Origin of the sequence: Streptomyces paromomycinus (assembly GCF_003865155.1) — a bacterium.
Taxonomy (GTDB): domain Bacteria; phylum Actinomycetota; class Actinomycetes; order Streptomycetales; family Streptomycetaceae; genus Streptomyces; species Streptomyces chrestomyceticus.
Map to the genome: position 1 here is coordinate 1,167,726 of NZ_BHZD01000001.1, position 19,799 is coordinate 1,187,524.

At 71.3% G+C, this 19,799-nt stretch carries 12 protein-coding genes and 2 pseudogenes; 11 read left to right on the plus strand and 3 right to left on the minus strand.

Going from position 1 to position 19,799, the window contains the following annotated elements; translation table 11 throughout:
• Positions 1–60: 60 nt before the first annotated feature.
• From OEIGOIKO_RS04405 to egtD, 6 genes and pseudogenes are all read left to right on the plus strand, one after another.
• Positions 61–987 carry an MBL fold metallo-hydrolase gene (locus OEIGOIKO_RS04405; RefSeq protein ID WP_125052021.1) on the plus strand — a complete coding sequence of 309 codons (927 nt, stop codon included), beginning with the start codon at positions 61–63 and terminating at the stop codon, positions 985–987.
• Between the two features lie 75 nt (positions 988–1,062).
• Positions 1,063–2,568 (plus strand): carboxylesterase/lipase family protein, encoded by a 1,506-nt coding sequence (locus OEIGOIKO_RS04410; RefSeq protein WP_125052023.1) that lies wholly within the window; start codon positions 1,063–1,065, stop codon positions 2,566–2,568.
• A 299-nt stretch (positions 2,569–2,867) separates the two neighbouring features.
• Positions 2,868–4,106 (plus strand): annotated as a pseudogene (gene egtA / locus OEIGOIKO_RS04415) (ergothioneine biosynthesis glutamate--cysteine ligase EgtA); the annotation flags it as partial.
• 317 nt (positions 4,107–4,423) lie between these two features.
• Positions 4,424–5,764, plus strand: a complete 1,341-nt coding sequence (gene egtB / locus OEIGOIKO_RS04420; protein WP_246177197.1) for an ergothioneine biosynthesis protein EgtB — start codon at positions 4,424–4,426, stop codon at positions 5,762–5,764.
• A 166-nt stretch (positions 5,765–5,930) separates the two neighbouring features.
• The gene (gene egtC, locus OEIGOIKO_RS04425) at positions 5,931–6,686 is read left to right on the plus strand and encodes an ergothioneine biosynthesis protein EgtC (RefSeq protein ID WP_125052025.1); all 756 of its coding nucleotides are present in this window, start codon (positions 5,931–5,933) and stop codon (positions 6,684–6,686) included.
• Positions 6,683–7,645: an L-histidine N(alpha)-methyltransferase gene (egtD, locus tag OEIGOIKO_RS04430; protein ID WP_125052027.1), complete on the plus strand. Its 963-nt coding sequence runs from the start codon at positions 6,683–6,685 to the stop codon at positions 7,643–7,645. Before egtC ends, egtD begins: the two co-directional genes overlap by 4 nt.
• A 605-nt stretch (positions 7,646–8,250) precedes the next feature.
• Here egtD and OEIGOIKO_RS43430 read toward each other — a convergent pair.
• Positions 8,251–12,516, minus strand: coding sequence for a polymorphic toxin-type HINT domain-containing protein (locus OEIGOIKO_RS43430; RefSeq protein WP_125052029.1), 4,266 nt, complete (start codon positions 12,514–12,516; stop codon positions 8,251–8,253).
• A gap of 20 nt (positions 12,517–12,536) precedes the next feature.
• Between OEIGOIKO_RS43430 and OEIGOIKO_RS04445 the strand changes: the two are divergent.
• Positions 12,537–13,322, plus strand: a pseudogene (locus tag OEIGOIKO_RS04445) (IS5 family transposase).
• 242 nt (positions 13,323–13,564) lie between these two features.
• Here the strand turns inward: OEIGOIKO_RS04445 and OEIGOIKO_RS04450 are convergent.
• Both OEIGOIKO_RS04450 and OEIGOIKO_RS04455 read right to left on the minus strand, forming a co-directional pair.
• Positions 13,565–14,380, minus strand: coding sequence for a thioesterase family protein (locus OEIGOIKO_RS04450; protein WP_125052031.1), 816 nt, complete (start codon positions 14,378–14,380; stop codon positions 13,565–13,567).
• A 149-nt stretch (positions 14,381–14,529) separates the two neighbouring features.
• Positions 14,530–15,912: a hypothetical protein gene (locus OEIGOIKO_RS04455; protein ID WP_125052033.1), complete on the minus strand. Its 1,383-nt coding sequence runs from the start codon at positions 15,910–15,912 to the stop codon at positions 14,530–14,532.
• A gap of 767 nt (positions 15,913–16,679) precedes the next feature.
• Between OEIGOIKO_RS04455 and OEIGOIKO_RS41395 the strand changes: the two genes are divergently transcribed.
• The 4 genes from OEIGOIKO_RS41395 to OEIGOIKO_RS04470 all read left to right on the plus strand — a co-directional run bounded on the left by OEIGOIKO_RS41395 (position 16,680) and on the right by OEIGOIKO_RS04470 (position 19,799).
• Positions 16,680–16,844 carry a hypothetical protein gene (locus OEIGOIKO_RS41395; protein ID WP_170251551.1) on the plus strand — a complete coding sequence of 55 codons (165 nt, stop codon included), beginning with the start codon at positions 16,680–16,682 and terminating at the stop codon, positions 16,842–16,844.
• Between the two features lie 9 nt (positions 16,845–16,853).
• The gene (locus tag OEIGOIKO_RS04460) at positions 16,854–17,612 is read left to right on the plus strand and encodes a bestrophin-like domain (RefSeq protein WP_125052035.1); all 759 of its coding nucleotides are present in this window, start codon (positions 16,854–16,856) and stop codon (positions 17,610–17,612) included.
• Positions 17,613–17,695: 83 nt separating this feature from the next.
• On the plus strand, positions 17,696–18,745 hold the full coding sequence (locus OEIGOIKO_RS04465) for an aminoglycoside phosphotransferase family protein (protein ID WP_125052037.1): 1,050 nt from the start codon (positions 17,696–17,698) through the stop codon (positions 18,743–18,745).
• 142 nt (positions 18,746–18,887) lie between these two features.
• Positions 18,888–19,799, plus strand: coding sequence for a phosphatidylinositol-specific phospholipase C domain-containing protein (locus OEIGOIKO_RS04470; protein ID WP_125052039.1), 912 nt, complete (start codon positions 18,888–18,890; stop codon positions 19,797–19,799).

Sequence of the window (19,799 nt, forward strand, 5' to 3'; positions counted from 1 at the left end):
TCGCGCGTCGGTCCCGCTCGTACGGTTCCGGGAAAACCCACGGATTCGCGAAGGCACCCCATGGAAAAGCGCACGGAAACCATCGAACTCGGAAATGTCACCGTCACCCGCGTCCGGGAATATTTCGGCCCGGTCCACATGACGCCGGACACCTTCTTCCCCGACGTCCCGGAGGAGGTGTGGGAGAAGAACTCCTCCTGGGTGTCCCCGGATTTCCTGGACCCCGAAACCCGCGTCGTCAACTCCGCGATCCAGACCTGGCTGCTGCGCAGCGAAGGCAGGACGATCCTGGTCGACACGGGCGTGGGCAATCACAAGGAGCGCCCGTACTCCCCGGTCTGGAGCCGTCTGGACACCGGTTTCCTGGCCGCTCTGGCCCGGGCCGGTGTCGCGCCCGAGGACGTCGACGTCGTCATCAACACGCATCTGCATGTCGACCACGTCGGCTGGAACACGTATCTGGACGGCCGGAACTGGATTCCCACCTTCCCGAATGCCACGTATCTGATGCCGAAGGACGACTTCGACTTCTGGAACCCCGCCAACGGCCACCAGCCGAAACTCGGCCGCGGAAATCAGAACGTGTTCGAGGACAGCGTGGCTTCCGTGCACGAGGCGGGGCTGACGCACTTGTGGGAGGACAGCCACCGTATCGACGCGAATCTGCGTCTGGACGCGGCTCCCGGGCACACCCCCGGCTCGTCCGTACTGACCCTCGCGTCCGGCACCGACCGCGCGGTGTTCGTCGGTGACCTGCTGCACAGTCCCGCGCAGATCCTCGCGCCGGACGCCAACAGCTGCTTCTGCGAGGACCCGGCGGGCGCCCGCGCCACCCGGCGCAAGGTGCTGGGCCGGGCGGCCGACACCAACGCACTCGTCATTCCCGCGCATCTGGGCGGGCACGGCGCCGCGGAGGTGGTGCGCGACGGGAACACCTTCGCCATCAAGGGGTGGGCCCCGTTCACGCCGTACACCGAGCGGGACTGAGCGCCGGGAGGGACCAGAGGATCCACAGAGGCCGAAGAGGCCTGAGAGAACAGCGACCGAAGAGACCCGAGACACATGCCTGTACATCACAACCACCACCCGGCCCCCGTCGTGACCACCGCCCAGGGAGCGGTCCGCGGCCTGCGCCAGGACGGCAGCGCCGTCTTCCGGAACATCCCCTACGCCGCCCCTCCGGTGGGTCCCGGCCGGTTCGCGCCGCCGCGCCCGCACGCGCCCTGGGACGGCGTACGGGACGCCACCACACCGGGCCCCAACGCGCCGCAGTCCGCGCGTGACCTGGGCAGCCTGGACATGACGCCCTACTTCGGCGCCGGCTGGAGCCGCGGCGAGGACTACCTGACCGTCACCGTCCGGACGCCGCGGGACGCGAGCGGCGGCCTGCCCGTCATGGTGTTCGTCCACGGCGGCGGGTTCGTCGCCGGATCGACGCGGTCCGCCTTGTACGACGGCGCCGGCTTCGCCCGCGACGGCGTCGTCCTGGTCACCCTGAACTACCGGCTCGGCATCGCGGGCTTCCTGGACCTCCCCGGAGCCCCCGCCAACCGCGGTCTCCTCGACGTCGTCGCCGCGCTGCGCTGGGTACGGGAGAACATCGCCGCCTTCGGTGGTGACCCCGACCGTGTCACCCTCTTCGGCCAGTCCGCCGGGGCCACCGTCGTCGGGGGTGTGCTCGCCTCCCCGGAGGCCGCGGGCCTCGTCCGCCGGGCGATCGTCCAGAGCGGCAGCGGGCTGGGGACCTTCAGCACCGAGCAGGCCGCCCGCGTCACCCGGGCGGCCGCCGCGGACCTGGGCGTCCGGCCGCACGCCGACGCCTTCGCGGACCTCGACGATGCCCGGCTGGTCGAGACCGCTGCCCGGCTGGCGGGCATCTGCCTGCGGACCGCCGCCCACCGCGACCCGCTGCTCGGCCTCAGCCCGTTCAGCCTGGTCCTGGACACCCAGCCGGCCGCGTCCGTCGCCGCGGGGGCCGCTTCCGACGTGGACCTGCTCATCGGAACCAACGCCGAGGAAGGGAATCTCTACCTGGCTCCGGTGGGCCGGTACACCACCTCGGCCGAAGCGGACGTCGACGCGGCGGCGGCTCAGGCGCACCCGGACCCGGCGCGGCTCGTCGGGACGTACCGGACGACGCGTCCCGGGGCGTCCGCCGGGGCGCTGCGGTCCGCCGTCATGGGCGACGCGCTGTTCGGCGCGGGCACCTGGGCCCTGGCCTCCGCGCATGCCGCCCACCCGGGGGCAGCCACCTTCGGGTACGAGTTCGCGTGGCGCTCCCAGGCACTGGACGGGACGCTGGGCGCCGCCCACGCCGTGGAGCTCCCCTTCGTCTTCGACCGCACGGACCTGCCCGGACTGCGCGGGCCCGGCGCACTGCTCGGCCCTGGTGCGCCGCCCGCGGACCTGGCCACCCGGATGCACGGGAGCTGGGTCCGGTTCGCCGCGACCGGCAGCCCCGGCTGGGCCCCGTACGACACCGGGCGCCGGACCACCATGCGCATCGACGCCGAGTGGACCCTGACCGACGACCCGCGCGCCCCGGAACGGCGGGCCTGGGCAGCCTGACGCGGCGCCCGACACCCGGTGCACCTCCGGCGTGCCTCGGCGTCCCGCACCTCTCCCCTTCCCCCAAATTCGCACAAAGAAACGAACCCTCCGCATCGCGCGTCACTGCCGGAAAACCCCAGGCAGGAGCGGGTGCACCGGCCCCGGGACCACACCGTTCCGGGCCGGTGCCCTCGCGCACCGGCACCGCCGCGACGAGAATGTGCCCTTGAGCGCACCGCCCGCACCCGCTTAGGTGGAGGGCGGCAATTCCGCCGTCGGACGACAGCCGTCGTCCCGATCCGAGGGAGTTGGAGCCCATGCCCGCACGGCCGGCGGTCACGGAGGCGGAGCTGGAGGCCCACCTGCGTGGCATCTGCTTCAAGACCGGACCACCCCGCCGCCTGGGTGTCGAGATCGAGTGGCTGGTCCACGACGCTCACAACCCCCGATGTCCCGTCGACCCCGTACGACACCGCGAAGCGGCCACCGCACTGCGGGCCCTCCCCCTGCGGTCGGCCCTCACCTTCGAACCCGGCGGACAGCTGGAGCTCAGCTCGCTGCCCGCCACGTCCCTCACCGCGTGCATCGAAGCCGTCTCGGCCGACCTGGCCCTGGTCCGCCCCGCGATGCGGGAGCTGGGCCTCGGTATGGCGGGCCACGGCCACAATCCCTGGCACCCCCCGCGGCGGGTGCTCACCGAACCCCGCTACAACGCCATGGAGGCGTACTTCGACCGCTGGGGCGACGCGGGCAGATCCATGATGTGCGGCACCGCCTCCGTACAGGTCTGCCTGGACGCCGGCCACGAGGAGCCGGGCCCGCTCGGGCTCGGCCGCCGCTGGCGGCTGGCCCACCTGCTGGGCGCGGTCCTGCTCGCCGCCTTCGCCAACTCTCCCGTCAGCGAGGGCTGCCCGACCGGCTACCGCTCCACCCGCCAGGTGGTGTGGTCCCAGATGGACCCGGCCCGCACCCTCGCCCCGGCCGACGGCCCCGACCCGCGTGCCGCCTGGGCCGGTTACGTCCTGGACGCGCCCGTGATGTGCGTCCGCAGCGACGACGGTCCATGGGACGCGCCCGAGGGGCTGACGTTCCGCGACTGGGTCCGCACGGGTGCGCCGCGCCCGCCGACCGAGGAGGACCTCGACTACCACGTCACCACGCTCTTCCCGCCCGTACGGCCGCGCGGACACCTGGAGCTGCGCATGATCGACGCGCAGCCGGGGGACGGCGGCTGGATCGTGCCGCTGGCCGTCACGGCCGCGCTGTTCGACGACCCGGAGGCCGCCGAGAGCGCGTACCGCGTGGTCAAACCCCTCGCCGAGACGGCCGGCTCCCGTCCCGCGCCGCGCAACCCGCTGTGGCGGCACGCCACCCGGGGCGCGCTGACCGACCCCGAGCTGCGGGCCGCCGCCCTGGCCTGCTTCACCATCGCCCAGGAGGCGCTGCCCCGGCTGGGGGCCCCGACCGAGGTGAGCGAAGCGGTCGCCGGCTTCACCGAGCGCTACGTGGCGCGGGGCCGCTGCCCGGCGGACGATCTGCTGGACGGGGCGTACGGGGAGGAGGAGATGGTGGCGGCGGAGAGGGCGGTGGCGGACGCGGTGCCACCTGGTCCGGCGCCACCCGGCCCGGTCGCGGTGCCACCCGGCCCGGTCGCGGCCGGATCGCCGGACCCTGCCGCCGGATCGCCGGTCCCCGCCGCCGGATCGCCGGTCCCCGCCGCCGGGTCGCCCGGGGCGGCCGCCGGATCGCCCGGGACGGCCGCCGCGGCGCCGGAGCCGGCCGCCGCGCCACCCGGACCGGCACCTGCGCCCCTCACGGGCTCGGCGGAGGACGCCGCGTACGAGGACCAGCTCACCCGCGGGAAGGACAGCCTGTGACCTCCGTGCCCCACGACCCCGAGTCTCACGACCCCGAAGCACTCCGGGAACGCGCGGCGCGCGCCCTGCTCGCCGCGCGTGACCGCACCCGCGCGCTGACCACCTGCGTCGACGACCACGACCTCACCGCCCAGCACTCCCCGCTGATGTCGCCCCTGGTCTGGGACCTGGCGCACATCGGCAACCAGGAGGAGCAGTGGCTGCTGCGCGCGGTCGGCAAGCGGGACGCACTGCGCCCGGACATCGATTCCGTGTACGACGCCTTCGAGCACCCGAGGGCCGAACGTCCGTCCCTGCCCCTGCTGCCGCCCGCCGAAGCACACGGCTACGTGGCGGACGTCCGCAGCCGGGTCCTGGACGTGCTGGAGAGCAGCCCGCTGCACGGCGCACCCCTGCTCGACTCCGGCTTCGCCTTCGGCATGATCGCGCAGCACGAGCAGCAGCACGACGAGACCATGCTCATCACCCACCAGCTGCGGCGCGGCCCGGCCGCGCTGACGGCCCCCGAGCCGCCGCGCACCACCGACGGCCCCCTGCCCGCCGAAGTACTGGTGCCCGCCGGCCCGTTCACGATGGGCACCTCCACCGAACCGTGGGCCCTGGACAACGAACGCCCCGCGCACCGTCGTCTCCTGCCGTCCTTCCTGATCGACACCACACCGGTGAGCAACGGCGCCTACCTCGACTTCATCAAGGACGGCGGCTACAGCGAACCGCGCTGGTGGACCGCCGAAGGCTGGGACCACATACGCGAACACCGCCTGCACGCCCCGCTGTTCTGGCGCCAGGAAGGCGGCCAGTGGCTACGGCGACGCTTCGGCGTCACCGAACCGGTACCACCGGACGAACCGGTCCTGCACGTGAGCTGGTACGAGGCCGACGCGTACGCGCGGTGGGCGGGCCGACGGCTGCCCACCGAAGAGGAGTGGGAGAAGGCCGCCCGGCACGACCCGGTCAGTGGCCGCTCCCGCCGCTACCCGTGGGGCGACGAGACCCCCGGCCCCACCCACGCCAACCTGGGCCAACGGCACCTGCGCCCCGCCCCCGTCGGCAGCTACCCGGACGGCGAGTCCCCCCTCGGCATACGCCAGCTCATCGGCGACGTCTGGGAATGGACCGCCAGCGACTTCCTCCCCTACCCCGGCTTCGCCGCGTTCCCCTACCGGGAGTACTCGGAGGTGTTCTTCGGCGGCCCGTACAAGGTGCTGCGCGGCGGCTCCTTCGCCGTCGACCCGGTGGCCTGCCGGGGCACCTTCCGCAACTGGGACCTCCCGGTACGGCGCCAGATCTTCGCCGGCTTCCGCACCGCCCGCGACGCCGACCCGGAGGGCGCATGAGGGCCCCGGCCCGGCCGGGACGCACCCCGGCGCAAACGCACGCCAGCTCACCGCACGCCACCTCACCGCACACCGCCCCGCCGCACGCCACCTCACCGCACGCCACCCCGCCGCACGCCACCCCCGGAGGCGCAACACCACCCACCACCCCCCGGAGGCGAAACTGATGTGCCGCCACATCGCCTACCTGGGGCCAGAGGTCCCCCTGGGCTCCCTGATCACCGCGCCCTCCCACGGCCTGTACCGCCAGTCGTGGCAGCCACGCCACCAGATCCACGGCACCGTCAACGCGGACGGCTTCGGCGTCGGCTGGTACGCGCCCGGCGACCCGGTTCCCGCCCGGTACCGCAAAGGCGGGCCCATCTGGGCCGACACCGGGGTCCTCGACCTGCTCCGGGTGGTGCGCACCACCGCTCTGCTCGCCGCCGTCCGGGACGCCACCTTCGCCGGCGCGGACGCCGAGGCGGCCGCCGCGCCGTTCGCCGACGGACCGTGGCTTTTCAGCCACAACGGCGCCGTACCGGGCTGGCCCGGCTCCCTGGCCGACCTGGCCGCCGAACTCCCCCCGCACCGACTCCTCTCCCTCCAGGCCCGCTGCGACTCGGCCTTCCTCTGGGCACTGGTGCACCACCGGCTCAGCGCCGGCCTGGACCCCGCCGAGGCACTGGCCGACACCGTCACGGCGGTGTCCGCCGCCGCGCCCGGCGCCCGGCTGAACCTGCTCCTCACCGACGGCGCCACCATCGCCGCGACCACCTGGGGCGACTCCCTCTTCTACCTCGCCGAGCCCGGACGCAGCACCACCGTCGCCTCCGAGCCGTACGACGCCTCCCCCCACTGGACCGAGGTCCCCGCGTACACCCTGCTCGCGGCCACGCCCACCGACGTCCTCCTCACCCCGCTCAAGGAGCCCGCCGCGTGAGTTCACTCACCGTCACCCGCACCCTGCCCGCCGACGCCACCACCGCCGCGCTCCGCGCCGACGTCGCCCACGGCCTCACCCGCACCCCCAAACAGCTCCCGCCCAAATGGTTCTACGACGCCCGAGGCAGCGAACTCTTCGACGAGATCACCACCCTGCCGGACTACTACCCCACCCGCGCCGAACGCGAAATCCTGATCAACCACTCCGCCGACATCGCAGCGGCCACCGGCGCCCGCACCCTCGTCGAACTCGGCTCCGGCTCCTCCGACAAGACCCGCCACCTCATCGCGGCCCTGACCGATCTCCACACCTACGTCCCGGTCGACGTCAGCGAATCCGCCCTGACCACCGCCGCCGAAACCCTCCTCGGCCTCCACCCCTCCCTCACCGTCCACGCCCTCGTAGCCGACTTCCAACAGGGCTTCGCCCTCCCCGGCACCCCCGGCCCCCGCCTCCTCGCCTTCCTGGGCGGCACCATCGGCAACCTCCTCCCGGAAGAACGCACCACCTTCCTCCGCGCCACCCACGCCCTCCTCTCCCCCGGCGACGCTCTCCTCCTGGGCACCGACCTGGTAAAGCCCGAACCCACCCTCATCGCCGCCTACGACGACCCGACCGGCATCACCGCCGAGTTCAACAAAAACGTCCTCCACGTCATCAACCGAGAACTGGAGGCCGACTTCGACCCGTCCGACTTCCAGCACGTAGCGCTGTGGAACGCCGAGCGCGAATGGATCGAGATGCGCCTGCGCGCGAAGAAGGAACTGACGGTCAAGGTCCCGGCGCTGGACCTGGCGGTCCCCTTCGCGGAAGGCGAAGAAATCCGGACAGAGATCTCGGCAAAATTCCGGAAGGAGGGGGTGCGGGACGAACTGAAGGCCGCCGGGTTCGAGCTGAGCCGGTGGTGGACTGATGGGGAGGGGAGGTTCGGGGTTTCGTTGGCCGTGCGGGGGTGACTGTCGGTAGCCCACTCGCGTAACAAGTGTCACTTGGCGCAAGGCGCCCTACCTCAAGCACTCAGGGCTTCAGGGCGCTGACACGGACTGCAAGCCAGAGTTGCTCGGTCGAATCACCCAAAGCCCCCAACCAACCGAGCATCGTCCATTGATGTCGTTAATTGACGTCAAGAGGCCCCGCCGAAATAACTTTTCGACGGGGCCCCATTCTTTGCACGCAGCGCCCGGCGAAAATGAGCACGAAACTCACAAATGCGCCAGTCACACCACTGCGACTGCACCACAACTTTGCGAGCGGTACAACGAAAGGGCGTCATCGCAAAATCGCACCATTTCGCCATACCGTTCAGGTTAGCGCGCCTCCGGCCCAGACTCAGGACCTATGTAGATTTCCACACCGTTCGAGTCCCACGCCCTGCTGTACCCGCCACTCGGGGCAGACACAACGAAGTTCGCCGACTCCAAGGAAACCATTCCATCTCCCCCCTCTCCGAACCATTCAACGACGATGTCCTCTCCTGGCTCCAGAAAGTATTCGGCCGCAGTCGGCTCGAAAGCCACCACCACTGGCCTATCTGTGCGGATCACAAAGCGCATACTCACCCTCAGAGGTTATCCATGTAGTACTGGAAGAGATCCGCCCGCGACTTGGCACTAGGGTTGACCTTTTCCGGGTTGTCCGGGAATTTCTCCGCAGACTTCTTGTGGATATTCGCGTAGAAGTTGCGCCAGTACTGGGCATCCTCCTTGGTCAAGCCTATTTCCCTCATCTTCGCCAATTGCTCCGGGGTCTTCAGCTTGCTCGCATCAGCCAGACTCCGACCGCCCCACGCTACGTTACCGAACGCGTTCCGGTCCGAAAATCCCATCCGCTTCCACGTCCCATCGAGAACATCCACGCTGGGAACGACGTCACAGGGATCACTGTTGTGAACGAGGATCGGAGTTCCGCTTGCCAGCACATAATACGTGTGGATACCCGCCACAGTGAGGTTGTAGACCTTACGTACCTCGGTCCAGGCACGGATGCCGACGACGTCGCGCAGGTCCCCGCCAGCGGTGCGGAGCTGATCGCCTGCCTTGAGATCCTTGGCGTCCAGCCATCGGGCCCGGTTCACGACCCAGAAGGGGTGCCCTCCAGTGGCCTTCAGTGTTCCGGTGGCGTTCCCGGCCGCGCCATCGGTGTCGATGGTGACCTCAACCAGGTGCTTCTGCCCCTCACCGACGATCACATCCGTAACCGGTCGCGCCTCGGTCCGTCCGGATTCCGGGTCGGTTGCCAGAACCAGCTGGCCGACCTGAATCGCTTCGATCAGCTTATGCGTGCCGTCAGCCATCAACACCGGGGTTTCCGGCGTGAAGCTGTTCTTCTTTTCCTCGGTGAAACAAGGAACCTTGCGGACCTTGTCGATGATCTCCTTGCTCTTGCGGATCAGCTTCTTCGCTTTGTCGGACTCCTCGATGAACTTGCCGATGCCCGTGACTGTCCGGTAGATGGCCTTGGCGATCGCCGGGGCTTCCTTGATGGCCTGGAAGGCCTTGCCCCAAGGGAGCGCGCCGATGAGAGTCCAGACGCAAGCCTCGATGTCCCCCTTGGTGAAACACGCCTTGACGTCGTCAAGGCCAAGAAGGGAGACCAGGATTTCGGCGCCGTGTTCCTTGAGGAAGCCGAGGAATCCCTTGTCGTCGAGTTCGAGAGCTGCCTTGTACTCTTCAGGCGTGATGCCGGCGGCCTTGAGAGCTGCCTCTTGGCCCGCAGTGAGTTCCTCGGAGTCCCCCTTGCCGCTCTCCTCCTTCAGCGACTCCTCGCGCCGCTTCCGCTCCTGCTCACGCTCGTAAGCCTCCGCCTTCTCGGCGGCTTCCTTCGCCTCCTGGGCGTACTGGTTGGCCTTCTTCGCGGTTTCCTCTGCCGACTTGGCGTGCTGTTCGGCGGAGTCGGCGAGCTTGCTTGCGGCGGCTGCGTCGTTCTCGGCCTGGGTGGCGGCGCTCTGGGCGACCGCGGCCTCGTGTTCGGCCTTGGAAGCGGCGGCGGCAGCGGCGTTGGCGTGCTGGGTGGCCTCGGCGGCGGCGCCACGGGCGCGGGAGGCTTCGGCCTCGGCCGCGTTGGCGGCCTGGCGGGCCGCCTTGGCGTCGGCGTAGGCCTGGTTGGCTGCCTGGCGGGCGGCCTTGGCGTCGGCCTGGGCCTGGGCGTCGGCCTTGTTGGCACTGGCTGCCGCGGCACGGGCCTTGGCGCCTTCGTCGGCCGCCTGGGCGGCGGACTTCATGGCGTTGGCGGCCGAGCGTGCGGCGTTCGCGGCGGAGGTCGCCGCGTCGGCGGCGGCCTTGAAGGCCGGTGCCACCTGGGCGTTGGCGCGCTTGGCGGCGTCCTCGGCGGCCTTGGCGGCCTTGAGCGCCTCGGCGGCCTTGGCCTCGGCGGATTCGACCTGCTCCTTGCCGGTCTCCAGGGCGGCCTTGGCCACCTGCGTGGCGAAGTCCGCGTCGACGTCCGAGCCGGTGAAGGGCGCGGTCATCTCGATGGCGGTGTTGGCCGGGTCGGCGATGCCGGCGGCGGTGCCGCGGGCTGCCACAGAGGCCTGTACCGCGGTGGTGGCCTGGAGTCGGGCCATCGCGGCCTCGCGGACCGCGCCTTCGGCTTCTTCCTTGGTGCGGTTGGCCGCGTTGAGGGCGTTCTTGGCCTCCCGCATGGCCAGGTCCGCCAGGCGGGCGGACTCGTGGGCGGCGATGCCCGCGCGGGCCTCCTGGGCGGTGGCCTCGGCGGCCTGGGCGTTGGCGCGCTGCGCCGCGGCGTGCGTGGCGGCTGCCTCGGATTCGGCCTTGTTGGCCGCGGCGTTGGCGGCAGCGGCAGCGGCTTCGGCCTTGTTGGCCGCGGCGTCGGCCTTGGCGGCGTGCGCGGTGGCCTCGGCCGCAGCGGCGCGGGCCCGGGCGGCGTGCCCAGCGGCTTCGGTAGCGGCGGCGCGGGAGCGTACGGCCGCACCGCTGGCGCCGTCGGCGGCGCTGCGTGCCTGACCGGCCGCCGCTCCGGCGGCGGTGGCGTCCTGACGGGCGCCGTCCGCTGCGGCCCGGGCTTCGGCAGCGTTGAGGGTACCGCGGCCGGAGGCGGCGATCGCCTCGGTGGCCTTGGCCTTGGCCTCCGCGGCCCGGTGGTTCTGTTCGGCCTGGAAGGCCTTGTCGCGGGCCTCGTGAGCCGCCCGCTCGTCACCGCGAGCCCGCTCGTCGGCCTTGGCCGCGATGCCTTCCTTCTCCTCGGCGCTCGCGCGCGCCGAGGCGGCGGTGGCGGCGGACTGGGCCTGGGCCCTCAGGGCGGAGGCGGTACGGGCCTCGGCTTCTGCGCGCGCCCGTGCCGCAGCCGCGGCGTCGCGCTCGCTCTCGGCACGGGCGCGGGCCTCGGCGGCCAGCTTGCGCTCGCGCTCGGCGATCTGGCGCTGCTCGGCAGCGATCTTCGCCTGCCGCTCAGCTTCGAGGCGGGCCGCACGGGTCTTCTTGGCGTGCTCCCACGCCTCCGCTTCAGCCTTCTCCGCCTCGATACGGGCCGTCTTGGCCCGGGCTGCCGCGTCGGCCGCGGTCTTGGCCTGCTTCTCGGCGGCCGCGGCCATCGTGGCCGCCGCCTTGGCGTGCTGCTCGGCGTTGGCGCGCCACTGCTTGGCCTGCTGCTCGTGCGCCTCGGCCGCGTTCTTGGAGTTGAGCGCCGCGGCGTCGGCGTCCACGGCGTGCTGGGCGGTCTCGCTGGCCTTGACCGCCGCGTCGGCGGCGGCCGCCATGCCGGAGGCGACCTCGGACCACTGGACGCCGTGGGTCAGCCCGGTGTCCACCAGCTCGTCGGCCTGGATCTTGGCCTGGGCGGCCGCGATCTGGGCGGCCTTGGCCGCGTGGGACGCGTACTCCACCTGGCGGGCCACGTCGGCCTTGACGTTGTCGTACGAGGACAGGCGCTTGCCGACACGGTCGGCCGAGAGCATCCGGTCTGCCTCACGGGCGGCCGCGGCGGCCGACGTCATGGCGTTGGACGCGTCCTTGAGGGCCTTGACGGCTTCCCCGTGGTGACCGATCAGCTTGGTACGGGCCTCGGCCGCGCGAGCGGCCTTGCGGGCCAGGTCCCGGAGCTTCTCGGCGGCTTCCTGAGCGTCCTTCAGGGCCTTCTCGTGGGCCGCCTGGTCATCGGCGTCCTTGCGTGCGGCGACCAAGTATCCCTTTTCCAGGAACTCCGCGATGACCGCGTCGTCGTTGGAGGCGAGTGCGGCCTTGGCCGCTGCCTTCACCTGCGGACCGCCAACCGTGGCGAGCATCTCCACACGCTTGCGGAGTTCGGCCGCGCGCTCCTTGGCGGTCTTCTCGTCCTTGGCGTCCTGGTCCCGTGCGATCTGCGCGCCGAAAGCCAGGAAATCCGCGCGGTCCTTGGCAGTGGCCTTGGACCCCAGAACACGCTCGACCTCGGCGTTGAAGTGCGGCCCGCCGGTGCCGCGCATCGCCTCGATCTTTTTGCGGTTCTCGTCGTCGTTGTTTTCCTTCTTTTCCTTGGCCCGCTTGCGGGCCTCGGCCTCGCCATGTTCCAGGAACTCCCGGATGGCGTTCGGGTCGTCGCTCTCCAAGGCCTTCTTGGCGGCCTCGCGGACTTCTTCTTCAGGGTCACCGTCCGCGTAGTCCTCGACCAGCATCCGGTCACGGTCCGCGCTGAGCCGTTCCAGCGTGGACTGGGCGGGCGCCTTCGTCGTGGCACCGGGCTTGGGCAGCGACGCGGCGGCCGCGTCGAGCGTCGCCATCGCCTGGGCGAACGACGATGCCTGGACGGGCTTGGCGGGCATGGCGGCGACGGCTTCGGTCGCCGTCGTGCCCAGCACCGCCATGGCAACCACCGCGGAAACGGCTTTGCTCATGGTTCCGGTCACGCCCATGCGTGACCGTTCGGCCCGGGGCCAGGCCGCTGATCCCGCCGGGCCGGGCGCGGCCGCAGGGCGGTGGGACGCCGAACACGCCTGATGAGACACTGTTCGCGGCCATCGTCCATGTGCTGGTCAGCGGTTGTGCCTGACGGGCTCTGCCCCGTGTTTCGGCATCTCGAAATCCACTGCCCATCGCCGGTTCCTGATCTGGTCGAGGGCCGGTGTCTGGGGCCGGCTGCACGAGGCAGTCCTGCATCAGCTCGACGACGCGGGCCTGGTTGACGTCTCCCGCGTGGTCCTCGACTCCGCGCACGTGCGCGCGAAAAAAAGGGGGCGACCTCACCGGTCCGAGCCCCGTGGACCGGGGCAAGCCGGGTTCCAAGAGGCACCTCCTGTCGGACGCGAACGGACTGCCCCTGGCCGTCGGCGTATCGGCCGCCGACACCCACGACGTCCAGGCACTGAAACCGATGGTCCTGGGCCTCCGGACGCGGCACGACCCGCACCGCGGCCGGTGGTGCAAACCCCGGCGCCTGCACGCCGACACGGCATACGACATCCCCCACCTACGGAAATGGCTGTGGGGCAAGCACATCGGAGTGCGCATCGCCCGCAAGGGCATCGAGTCCAGCCGGCGACTGGGACGACGCCGCTGGGTCATCGAACACACCCTGGCCTGGCTGTCCGGCTACCGCAGACTCAGTCCCCGCTACGAGCGAGAATCCCGCAACTACCTGGCCTTCCTCGGCCTCGCCGCAGCCCTGATCTGCTACAAGCGCCTCCAACGCCTCACCACATAGGACACCGTCTTATCCATTTTTGTCCTCAGGAACCCCTCTAGCCCCTCGTACGGGCGACCTGGATGTGTACACGACGAACGCCAGGGAAGTCTTAATGTTCTCTTAAAAGGAGTCAAATCAGACTTTCCAAAGTTGTCCGCTTTCGCCGGTTCCGCGAGACGCGCTACGTTTTCAGGCCTCCTTCGCACCCGACCGGGCCTCCTCACACCCGTCCGGGCCTCCTCACACGCACTGTGGCCGCATCACCGCCCAGCCACCATCAACGTCTGCAGGACGCGCCCACAGTCCCCCGCCCCGTCGAAGAGCTGACCAGCCGCCAGCCCCGATCCCCCAGGACTCGCGGCCGTAGCCGACCGCAGGCAGAGCCATGCGCCGACCGGCTCCCGGTGCAGCGCCAGGGTGATGTCGGTGTTGATGACGAACTGGCGGACGTGGTCGAGGTGGAAGGCGACCGCCCAGTTGCTGTCGGCCAGGGTGAGCGCGCGGGTCAGCGGTGTGTCCGGCTTTCCCGCCACCAGGGGGATGCGCTGGCGCGCCCAGACCGTGCCCGGCCCGGGGGTGTCGAATCCCTTGCCCGGCTCGAAGCGCCATTCCATGGCGGCGATGTAGCCGTACGGCTGCGCTCCGGCCATGGTCTGCGGCGCCTGCGGGCCGGGCAGGGGCGGCGGTTCGCTCTCCGGCCGCAGCTGCGGGGTGTCGGCCGGGGCGGCGGCAATGCGCCATGCTCGGGCCAGCATCACCGTCTCGCCGTGCGAAGTCAGTTCGCCTTCGACCAGTTCCGTACGCCCGCCGGAGCGCAGGGTGCGTACCTGGACGTGCAGTTCCGCGACAGGTACCGGGCGTGGCAGGTCGACGGTGATACGTGCGACACGGAATCCCGCGCGGGCCTCGTGTTCCTCCATCGCCCGGCCCAGCAACGCCGAGGGCGGTCCGGCGTGCTGGGACTTGACGCTCCACGGGCCCACAGTGGCGGGGCCGCTTTCGTAGCGGCCGCCACCGAGGCTCCGGTAGAACGCCTGGTCCTCCGGTTCCGGCCCGGCCGGCCATAGATCAGTCATGGAGACTGCCTACTGCACGCCTGCCGGCCGGGCAATGTCCGTTCAGGAGTTGTGCACGCACGTGGCCGCGGCATCCGGCGTTCGGCATCCGGCTACCGCTCTCAGGGCTCCGGCTTCCGGCTTCCGGCTTGCGCCCTCAGGCCTTCGGTTCAGCGGACGTATTCGACCTGCACCGGCGCGGTGTTGTTCTCCTGGTTCGGGTCGATCGCCGGGTCCGAGTCGGCGGAGACGCTGCCCTGCGCGCCCGGGACGCGCTTGTCGATGCGGGCCCGCAGGTAGGTGTTGCGGTCGAGGATTCCGTAGCAGTCCACCAGGCCGTTGCCCTGCGGGGCGTAGCCGCAGTAGGAGTCTTCGCTCGGGTGGCTCCCCTCCTTGATCGGCACCAGGCTGACGCCGGCCGGCAGCTTCACCCGTATCAGGCCGCCCTTGAAGTTCCGCGGGTAGGGCACCTGCGTGTCGACCACCTGGCCGATCTTGCCCTTGATGGTGAATCCGACGGCCTGGAGGTCGTTGATCTGGTTCGTGCTGAAGTCCAGGGTGCTGCCGGCCATCTCGGCCTTCCAGTACGCGGACGGGGTGAAGTCGTCCCCGCTGCCGTCGACGGGACGCACGCCCAGCGGTCCGCCGGTTCCGCGCGGCGACGAGGCGGGCAGGAGGGTGTTGTTGAGGGGGTCGTGCGCCCGGAGCACGGTGTAGTGGACCTTGCCGTACATCGCGGTCTTGTCGACCACGGCCGTCAGCGGGCCATCGGTCTCGACGGCCGCCCCGGCGGGCAGCGGGCCGGGCAGCTCGCACAGTGCCTTGGTGGGGGCTTCGGCCTTGTCGTAGCGGCAGTTGTCGTACTGCTTGCGCAGCGTCGCTTCCTCGGCCGTCAGCAGGACGAGGAAACTGTCGTCGAGCGCGGTGTCGCCCTTGTTGCCGAAGGCGGGCGTCACCCGCAGTTCGGAACCGGGCCGCACCTCGGTGAGCGCCTTGCTCTGCCGGGCGGTCAGGACCGGCGCCCCCATGACGACGTGGGTGGTGTGCCGGACGGTGGGGGCGTTGGTGCTGGTCACGGTGATGTTCATGTCCCCGGCAGGGCCCAGCGCCGCACCTGGCTCGGGCAGCAGGCGGAACGGAGTGAACAGCGCGCCCTGCTGGATGTCGCCCAGCGCGCAGGTCATGACGGAGCCCGAGCGCTTGCAGTGGTAGCCCGTGTTCTCCCAGGCCACGCGCACCTTGCTCTTGAGGGCGGCCAGGTCGATGTTCACCTTGACGTTCTTGACCGTCAGCGGCTCCCCGCTGGCGGCGCGTCCGGTCGCCCTCAGGCTGATCTGGTACTCGGTCGGCCCCGCGTCGGGCGCCGACGCCCGGTACTTCGGTATGTAGTACGTGTTCATGAGGTGCTCGGCCTTCAGCTGCGCCCCCGCGGCCTGCGGACCGCCGGCCGCGGCCACCGGCGTCGCGCCACCGAACGTCACCACCGTGCCGAGTGCCGTCAGGAGGACTGCCGCCCCCGCCCCGGCCAGGCGCTGCCCCCGTGTACGTGCCATAGATCTTTTCATGCGCGGTCAGACGTACTGGGAGACCGGATGGTTGTAGAGGGTGGACGGCGGCGCCGGAGCAGCGTACGTCCGCGACGTGCACACATCCTCCGCCCTCCCGCAAGCAACCGGCCGGTATTCCATCGTTCGGGGGAATCGGCCCCGACCAGCGGCTGACGGCGGCTCGCCTTGTGCAACATCACGGCGTGAAGGGATCGCAACGTTTCCGCAGCCTCCAACCTGCGGTGCTTCTCTTACCGCTGTTGGTCGCACTCGCCGTGCTGTCGACGCCGGCCGGGGCGCGCGCGGCGCCCGGTCGGCCCATCGACGCCTGCACGAACACCTGTACGGATGCGGACGGGTCGGTGCGCGCGCACCCCGGCCGGCCGGCGCCACCGGGCTGGGAGTGGGTCTGCGAGCTCCCGACCGGCTGGCCGATGCCACCGGGCTGGCGCTGGGACCTGTTCTGGTCCTGCCCGACACCGACGCCGACACCTACGCCTACGCCGACGCCGACCAAGCCGCCCACCGTCACTCCTACGCCGTCCCCCACGCCCACGCAGACTTCCCCCACGCCCACACAGTCCCGTCCGCCGTCCAACCGCCCCACACCCTCCCCCTCCCCGTCGCGCCCGCAGCGCCAGTCACCTGCTCCTTCCGTTCCCGGGCAGACGCCCGCACCGTCCCGTTCCGCACCCGGCGAATCCGCGGCTCCCCCGGCGCCGCCGGCCGCCCGGCCCACGTCGCCGGATCCCACACCGACCACGACGCCGTCGGTGGCGCTGCCCCGCACGTACGTCCCGTCCGCCCGTAAGCAGCACAACAGCCGGTCGACCGTCACGACCATGCTGCTGCTCACCGCGCCCGCCGTGCTGGCCGCCGCCGCGCTGCGTCCCCGTTCGTCCAGCTCGTCCGGTGCGTCCGGGCGCCGTTCCTCGTAGGAGGCCACCTTGTCGGAATGGCTGGTCCTGGCCATCGCGATCGCCGCCGTCTGCGCCGTCGTGCTGACCATCACGGTCCTCAGGCAGCGCCGTATCGGGGAGGACGACGACCCGTCCGAGACGCCCGACGTCATCGAGTACATGACGATGATGGTGGGGGTGGTCTACGCGATCGTCCTCGGCCTCGCCATCGCCGGGGTCTGGGAGGCCCGCGGCGCCGCCGGGGACACCGTACGCACCGAGGCGCAGGCCCTGCACGAGGTCAGCGAACGGGTACGGGCCTACCCGGAGGCCACCCGGGACCGCATCCGGGCGGACGTCGACGCCTATGTCTCGCACGTCGTCCACAAGGAGTGGCCGGCCATGGCCGATCGGGGGGAGGTCACGGAGCGGGGCAATGAGCTGCTGGACAAGGTGCGGGCCGATGTGACCGACTACCGGCCGCGCGACGATTACGAGTCGCAGTCCTACCAGCCGCTGCTCGACCAGGTCGCGGCGGCGGACGACGCCCGCAACGCGCGGGCGGACAGCATCGATCCGACCCTGCCGCCGGTGGTCTGGTTCGGTCTGATCACCGGTGCCGTGATCACCATCGGGCTGATCTTCACCCTCCAGATCCGCCGGTCGGCACGCGAGTTGCTGATGGCCGCTCTCTTCAGCGCGCTGATCGCCTTCCTGCTCTTCCTGGTCTGGGACTTCGACGCACCGTTCAGCCGGGGCATCACGACCTCCGCCGATCCGTTCACGGACCTCTTCCCGGAGTTGTGAGGCGCTCGCAGGGCCCCGTACGGGCGCCGGGGGCCCGGGTAATTGCGGCGACGGAGGCGATCACCCCGTGCGACCATGCGCGCATGGCGAAGGAACTGCCGTTCACAGCAGCTCTGCGGGCCCGGCTCGGACCGGCCCGCCACGCGGTGCGGCTGGGCAGCAGCCCGCGGTCCCGGGTGTGGCGGGTCGAGCTGAACGGCGTACCAGCGGTGGTCAAACAGGCCGTGGAGAGCGCGGACGCCGACCAGCGGTACACCCGTGAGGTGGCCGCGCTGCGGCTGGCCTCACGGGTGACGCCGCCCGTGGTGCCGCGGCTGCTCGGCACCGACCCGGACGAGCGGGTCCTGGTCCTGGAGCGCGTCGAGCACCGGCGGCCGTCGCCCGACTGGGTGGTCGGCTACGCGGCGGCCCTGGCCCGCCTGCACGCGGCCACCGTGTCCGAACCGGCGGACCAGGACCAGATGGCCCTGCCCGCCTGGCCGGGGCCGGTCCGCGCGGACATCGACTCCTTCCTGGCTCTCGCCGACCGGCTCGCGGTACCGGTGCCGGACGGGGCGGACGCCGAACTCAAGGCGCTGCTGGGACGGCTTCGCACCGCGCCCGGCGGCGCGCTGCTGCACGGCGACCCGTGCCCCGGCAACGACCTGCACACCCCGGACGGCATCCGGTTCATCGACTTCGAACAGTCCTCCCTGGGCAACGGCCTCACCGAACTCGCGTACCTGCGCATGGGATTCCCGACCTGCTGGTGCGTCACGGACACGCCCGGGCCGCTGCTGCGCGAGGCGGAAGCCGCGTACGGGGCGGCCTGGGAGGCGGCGGCCGGCGGCGCGCCGCCCGGGGATCTCGTCGACGCGTGCGCGGGCTGGCTGATCCGGGGCGACGCGCTGGTCCAGCGCGCCCACCGTGGTACCGCCGACCATCTCGCCCGGCTCCCGGAGGAAGACTGGGAGTGGGGCACCGTCACAGCGCGGCAGCGGCTCGCGTACCGGCTCGGTGTCGTCGCCCGGCTCACCGCCGACCGCGACGACCTGCACGGCCTCGGCCGCCTCGCCGGTGCACTGCGCGAGCGGATGCTCGGCCGCTGGCCCGCCCTCACGGCCCCGCCCCGCAAGCGCCCCGAGGACGACTGACGGCCTTACGGGGAGCGGGCGTCGCAGCCTTCTCCGTACGTTCGTGCCGCCGCCTGTTCAGCGTTGCGTTCCTGTGCTTCGATGCTGCCGATCATCTGTTCGCGCAGGGGCGGCAGAGCGGCGGAGAGACCGGGGTGGACGGATGGACCGGCGGGGAATCCTGAAGGGGATGGCGGCGGTGTCGGCCGCGGGCGTGCTGGCGGGAGCCGGGAGCGGGCAGTCCGTCGCGGCGCCGGCCGCCGGGCGGGCGGCCGGGCGGCCCCGGCGCGCCGCATCCGTGCAGGACTGGATGTCCGCCCTTCCGGACGGTACGGCGGTGCAGCGGCTCTCCATACCGGGCACGCACGACTCCGGAGCCCGGTACGGCGGCCCCTGGGTCGTCTGCCAGAACACCACCATCGCGCAGCAGTTGGACAGCGGCATCCGGTTCCTGGACGTACGCTGCCGGGCGATCGACTCGGTCTTCGCGATCCATCACGGCGCGTTCTACCAGAACCTGATGTTCGGCGACGTACTGGTGGCGTGCCGGGCGTTCCTCCAGGCGCATCCGTCGGAGACCGTGCTGATGCGCGTCAAGCAGGAGTACTCCGAGGAGAGCGCGGCGGAGTTCCGGCGGATCTTCGACATCTACCTGGACGGCAAGGGCTGGCGGTCGCTGTTCCGGCTGGACGGCACGCTGCCCTCCCTCGGGCAGGCCCGCGGCAAGGTCGTGCTGCTGGGCGACTCCGACGGGCTGCCGGGCGTGCGGTACGCCGATCCGCGCGTCTTCGACATCCAGGACGACTACATGGCCGAGCCGCTGCGCAAGTACCCGCTGATCGAGGGGCAGTTCCGTAAGGCCGTCAGGGAACCCGGCAAGCTGTTCATGAACTACGTGAGCACTGCCGCGCTGCTGCCCCCGCGTTCCAACGCGGACCGGCTCAACCCGCAGGTGAAGAACTTCCTGAACGGCGCGGAGGCGCGCGGGTGGACGGGGCTGGGCATCGTCCCGATGGACTTCCCCAACGAAGCGGGCCTGGCCGAGACGCTGATCCGGCACAACACGGGAGTGTGA

Bases quoted from the DNA above. Each gene is read 5' to 3' on its own strand.
- OEIGOIKO_RS04405 (WP_125052021.1), top strand. From the start codon at position 61: ATGGAAAAGCGCACGGAAACCATCGAACTCGGAAATGTCACCGTCACC.
- OEIGOIKO_RS04410 (WP_125052023.1), top strand. From the start codon at position 1,063: ATGCCTGTACATCACAACCACCACCCGGCCCCCGTCGTGACCACCGCC.
- egtC (WP_125052025.1), top strand. From the start codon at position 5,931: ATGTGCCGCCACATCGCCTACCTGGGGCCAGAGGTCCCCCTGGGCTCC.
- OEIGOIKO_RS43430 (WP_125052029.1), bottom strand. From the start codon at position 12,516: ATGAGCAAAGCCGTTTCCGCGGTGGTTGCCATGGCGGTGCTGGGCACG.
- OEIGOIKO_RS04450 (WP_125052031.1), bottom strand. From the start codon at position 14,380: ATGACTGATCTATGGCCGGCCGGGCCGGAACCGGAGGACCAGGCGTTC.
- OEIGOIKO_RS04455 (WP_125052033.1), bottom strand. From the start codon at position 15,912: ATGGCACGTACACGGGGGCAGCGCCTGGCCGGGGCGGGGGCGGCAGTC.
- OEIGOIKO_RS04465 (WP_125052037.1), top strand. From the start codon at position 17,696: ATGGCGAAGGAACTGCCGTTCACAGCAGCTCTGCGGGCCCGGCTCGGA.
- OEIGOIKO_RS04470 (WP_125052039.1), top strand. From the start codon at position 18,888: ATGGACCGGCGGGGAATCCTGAAGGGGATGGCGGCGGTGTCGGCCGCG.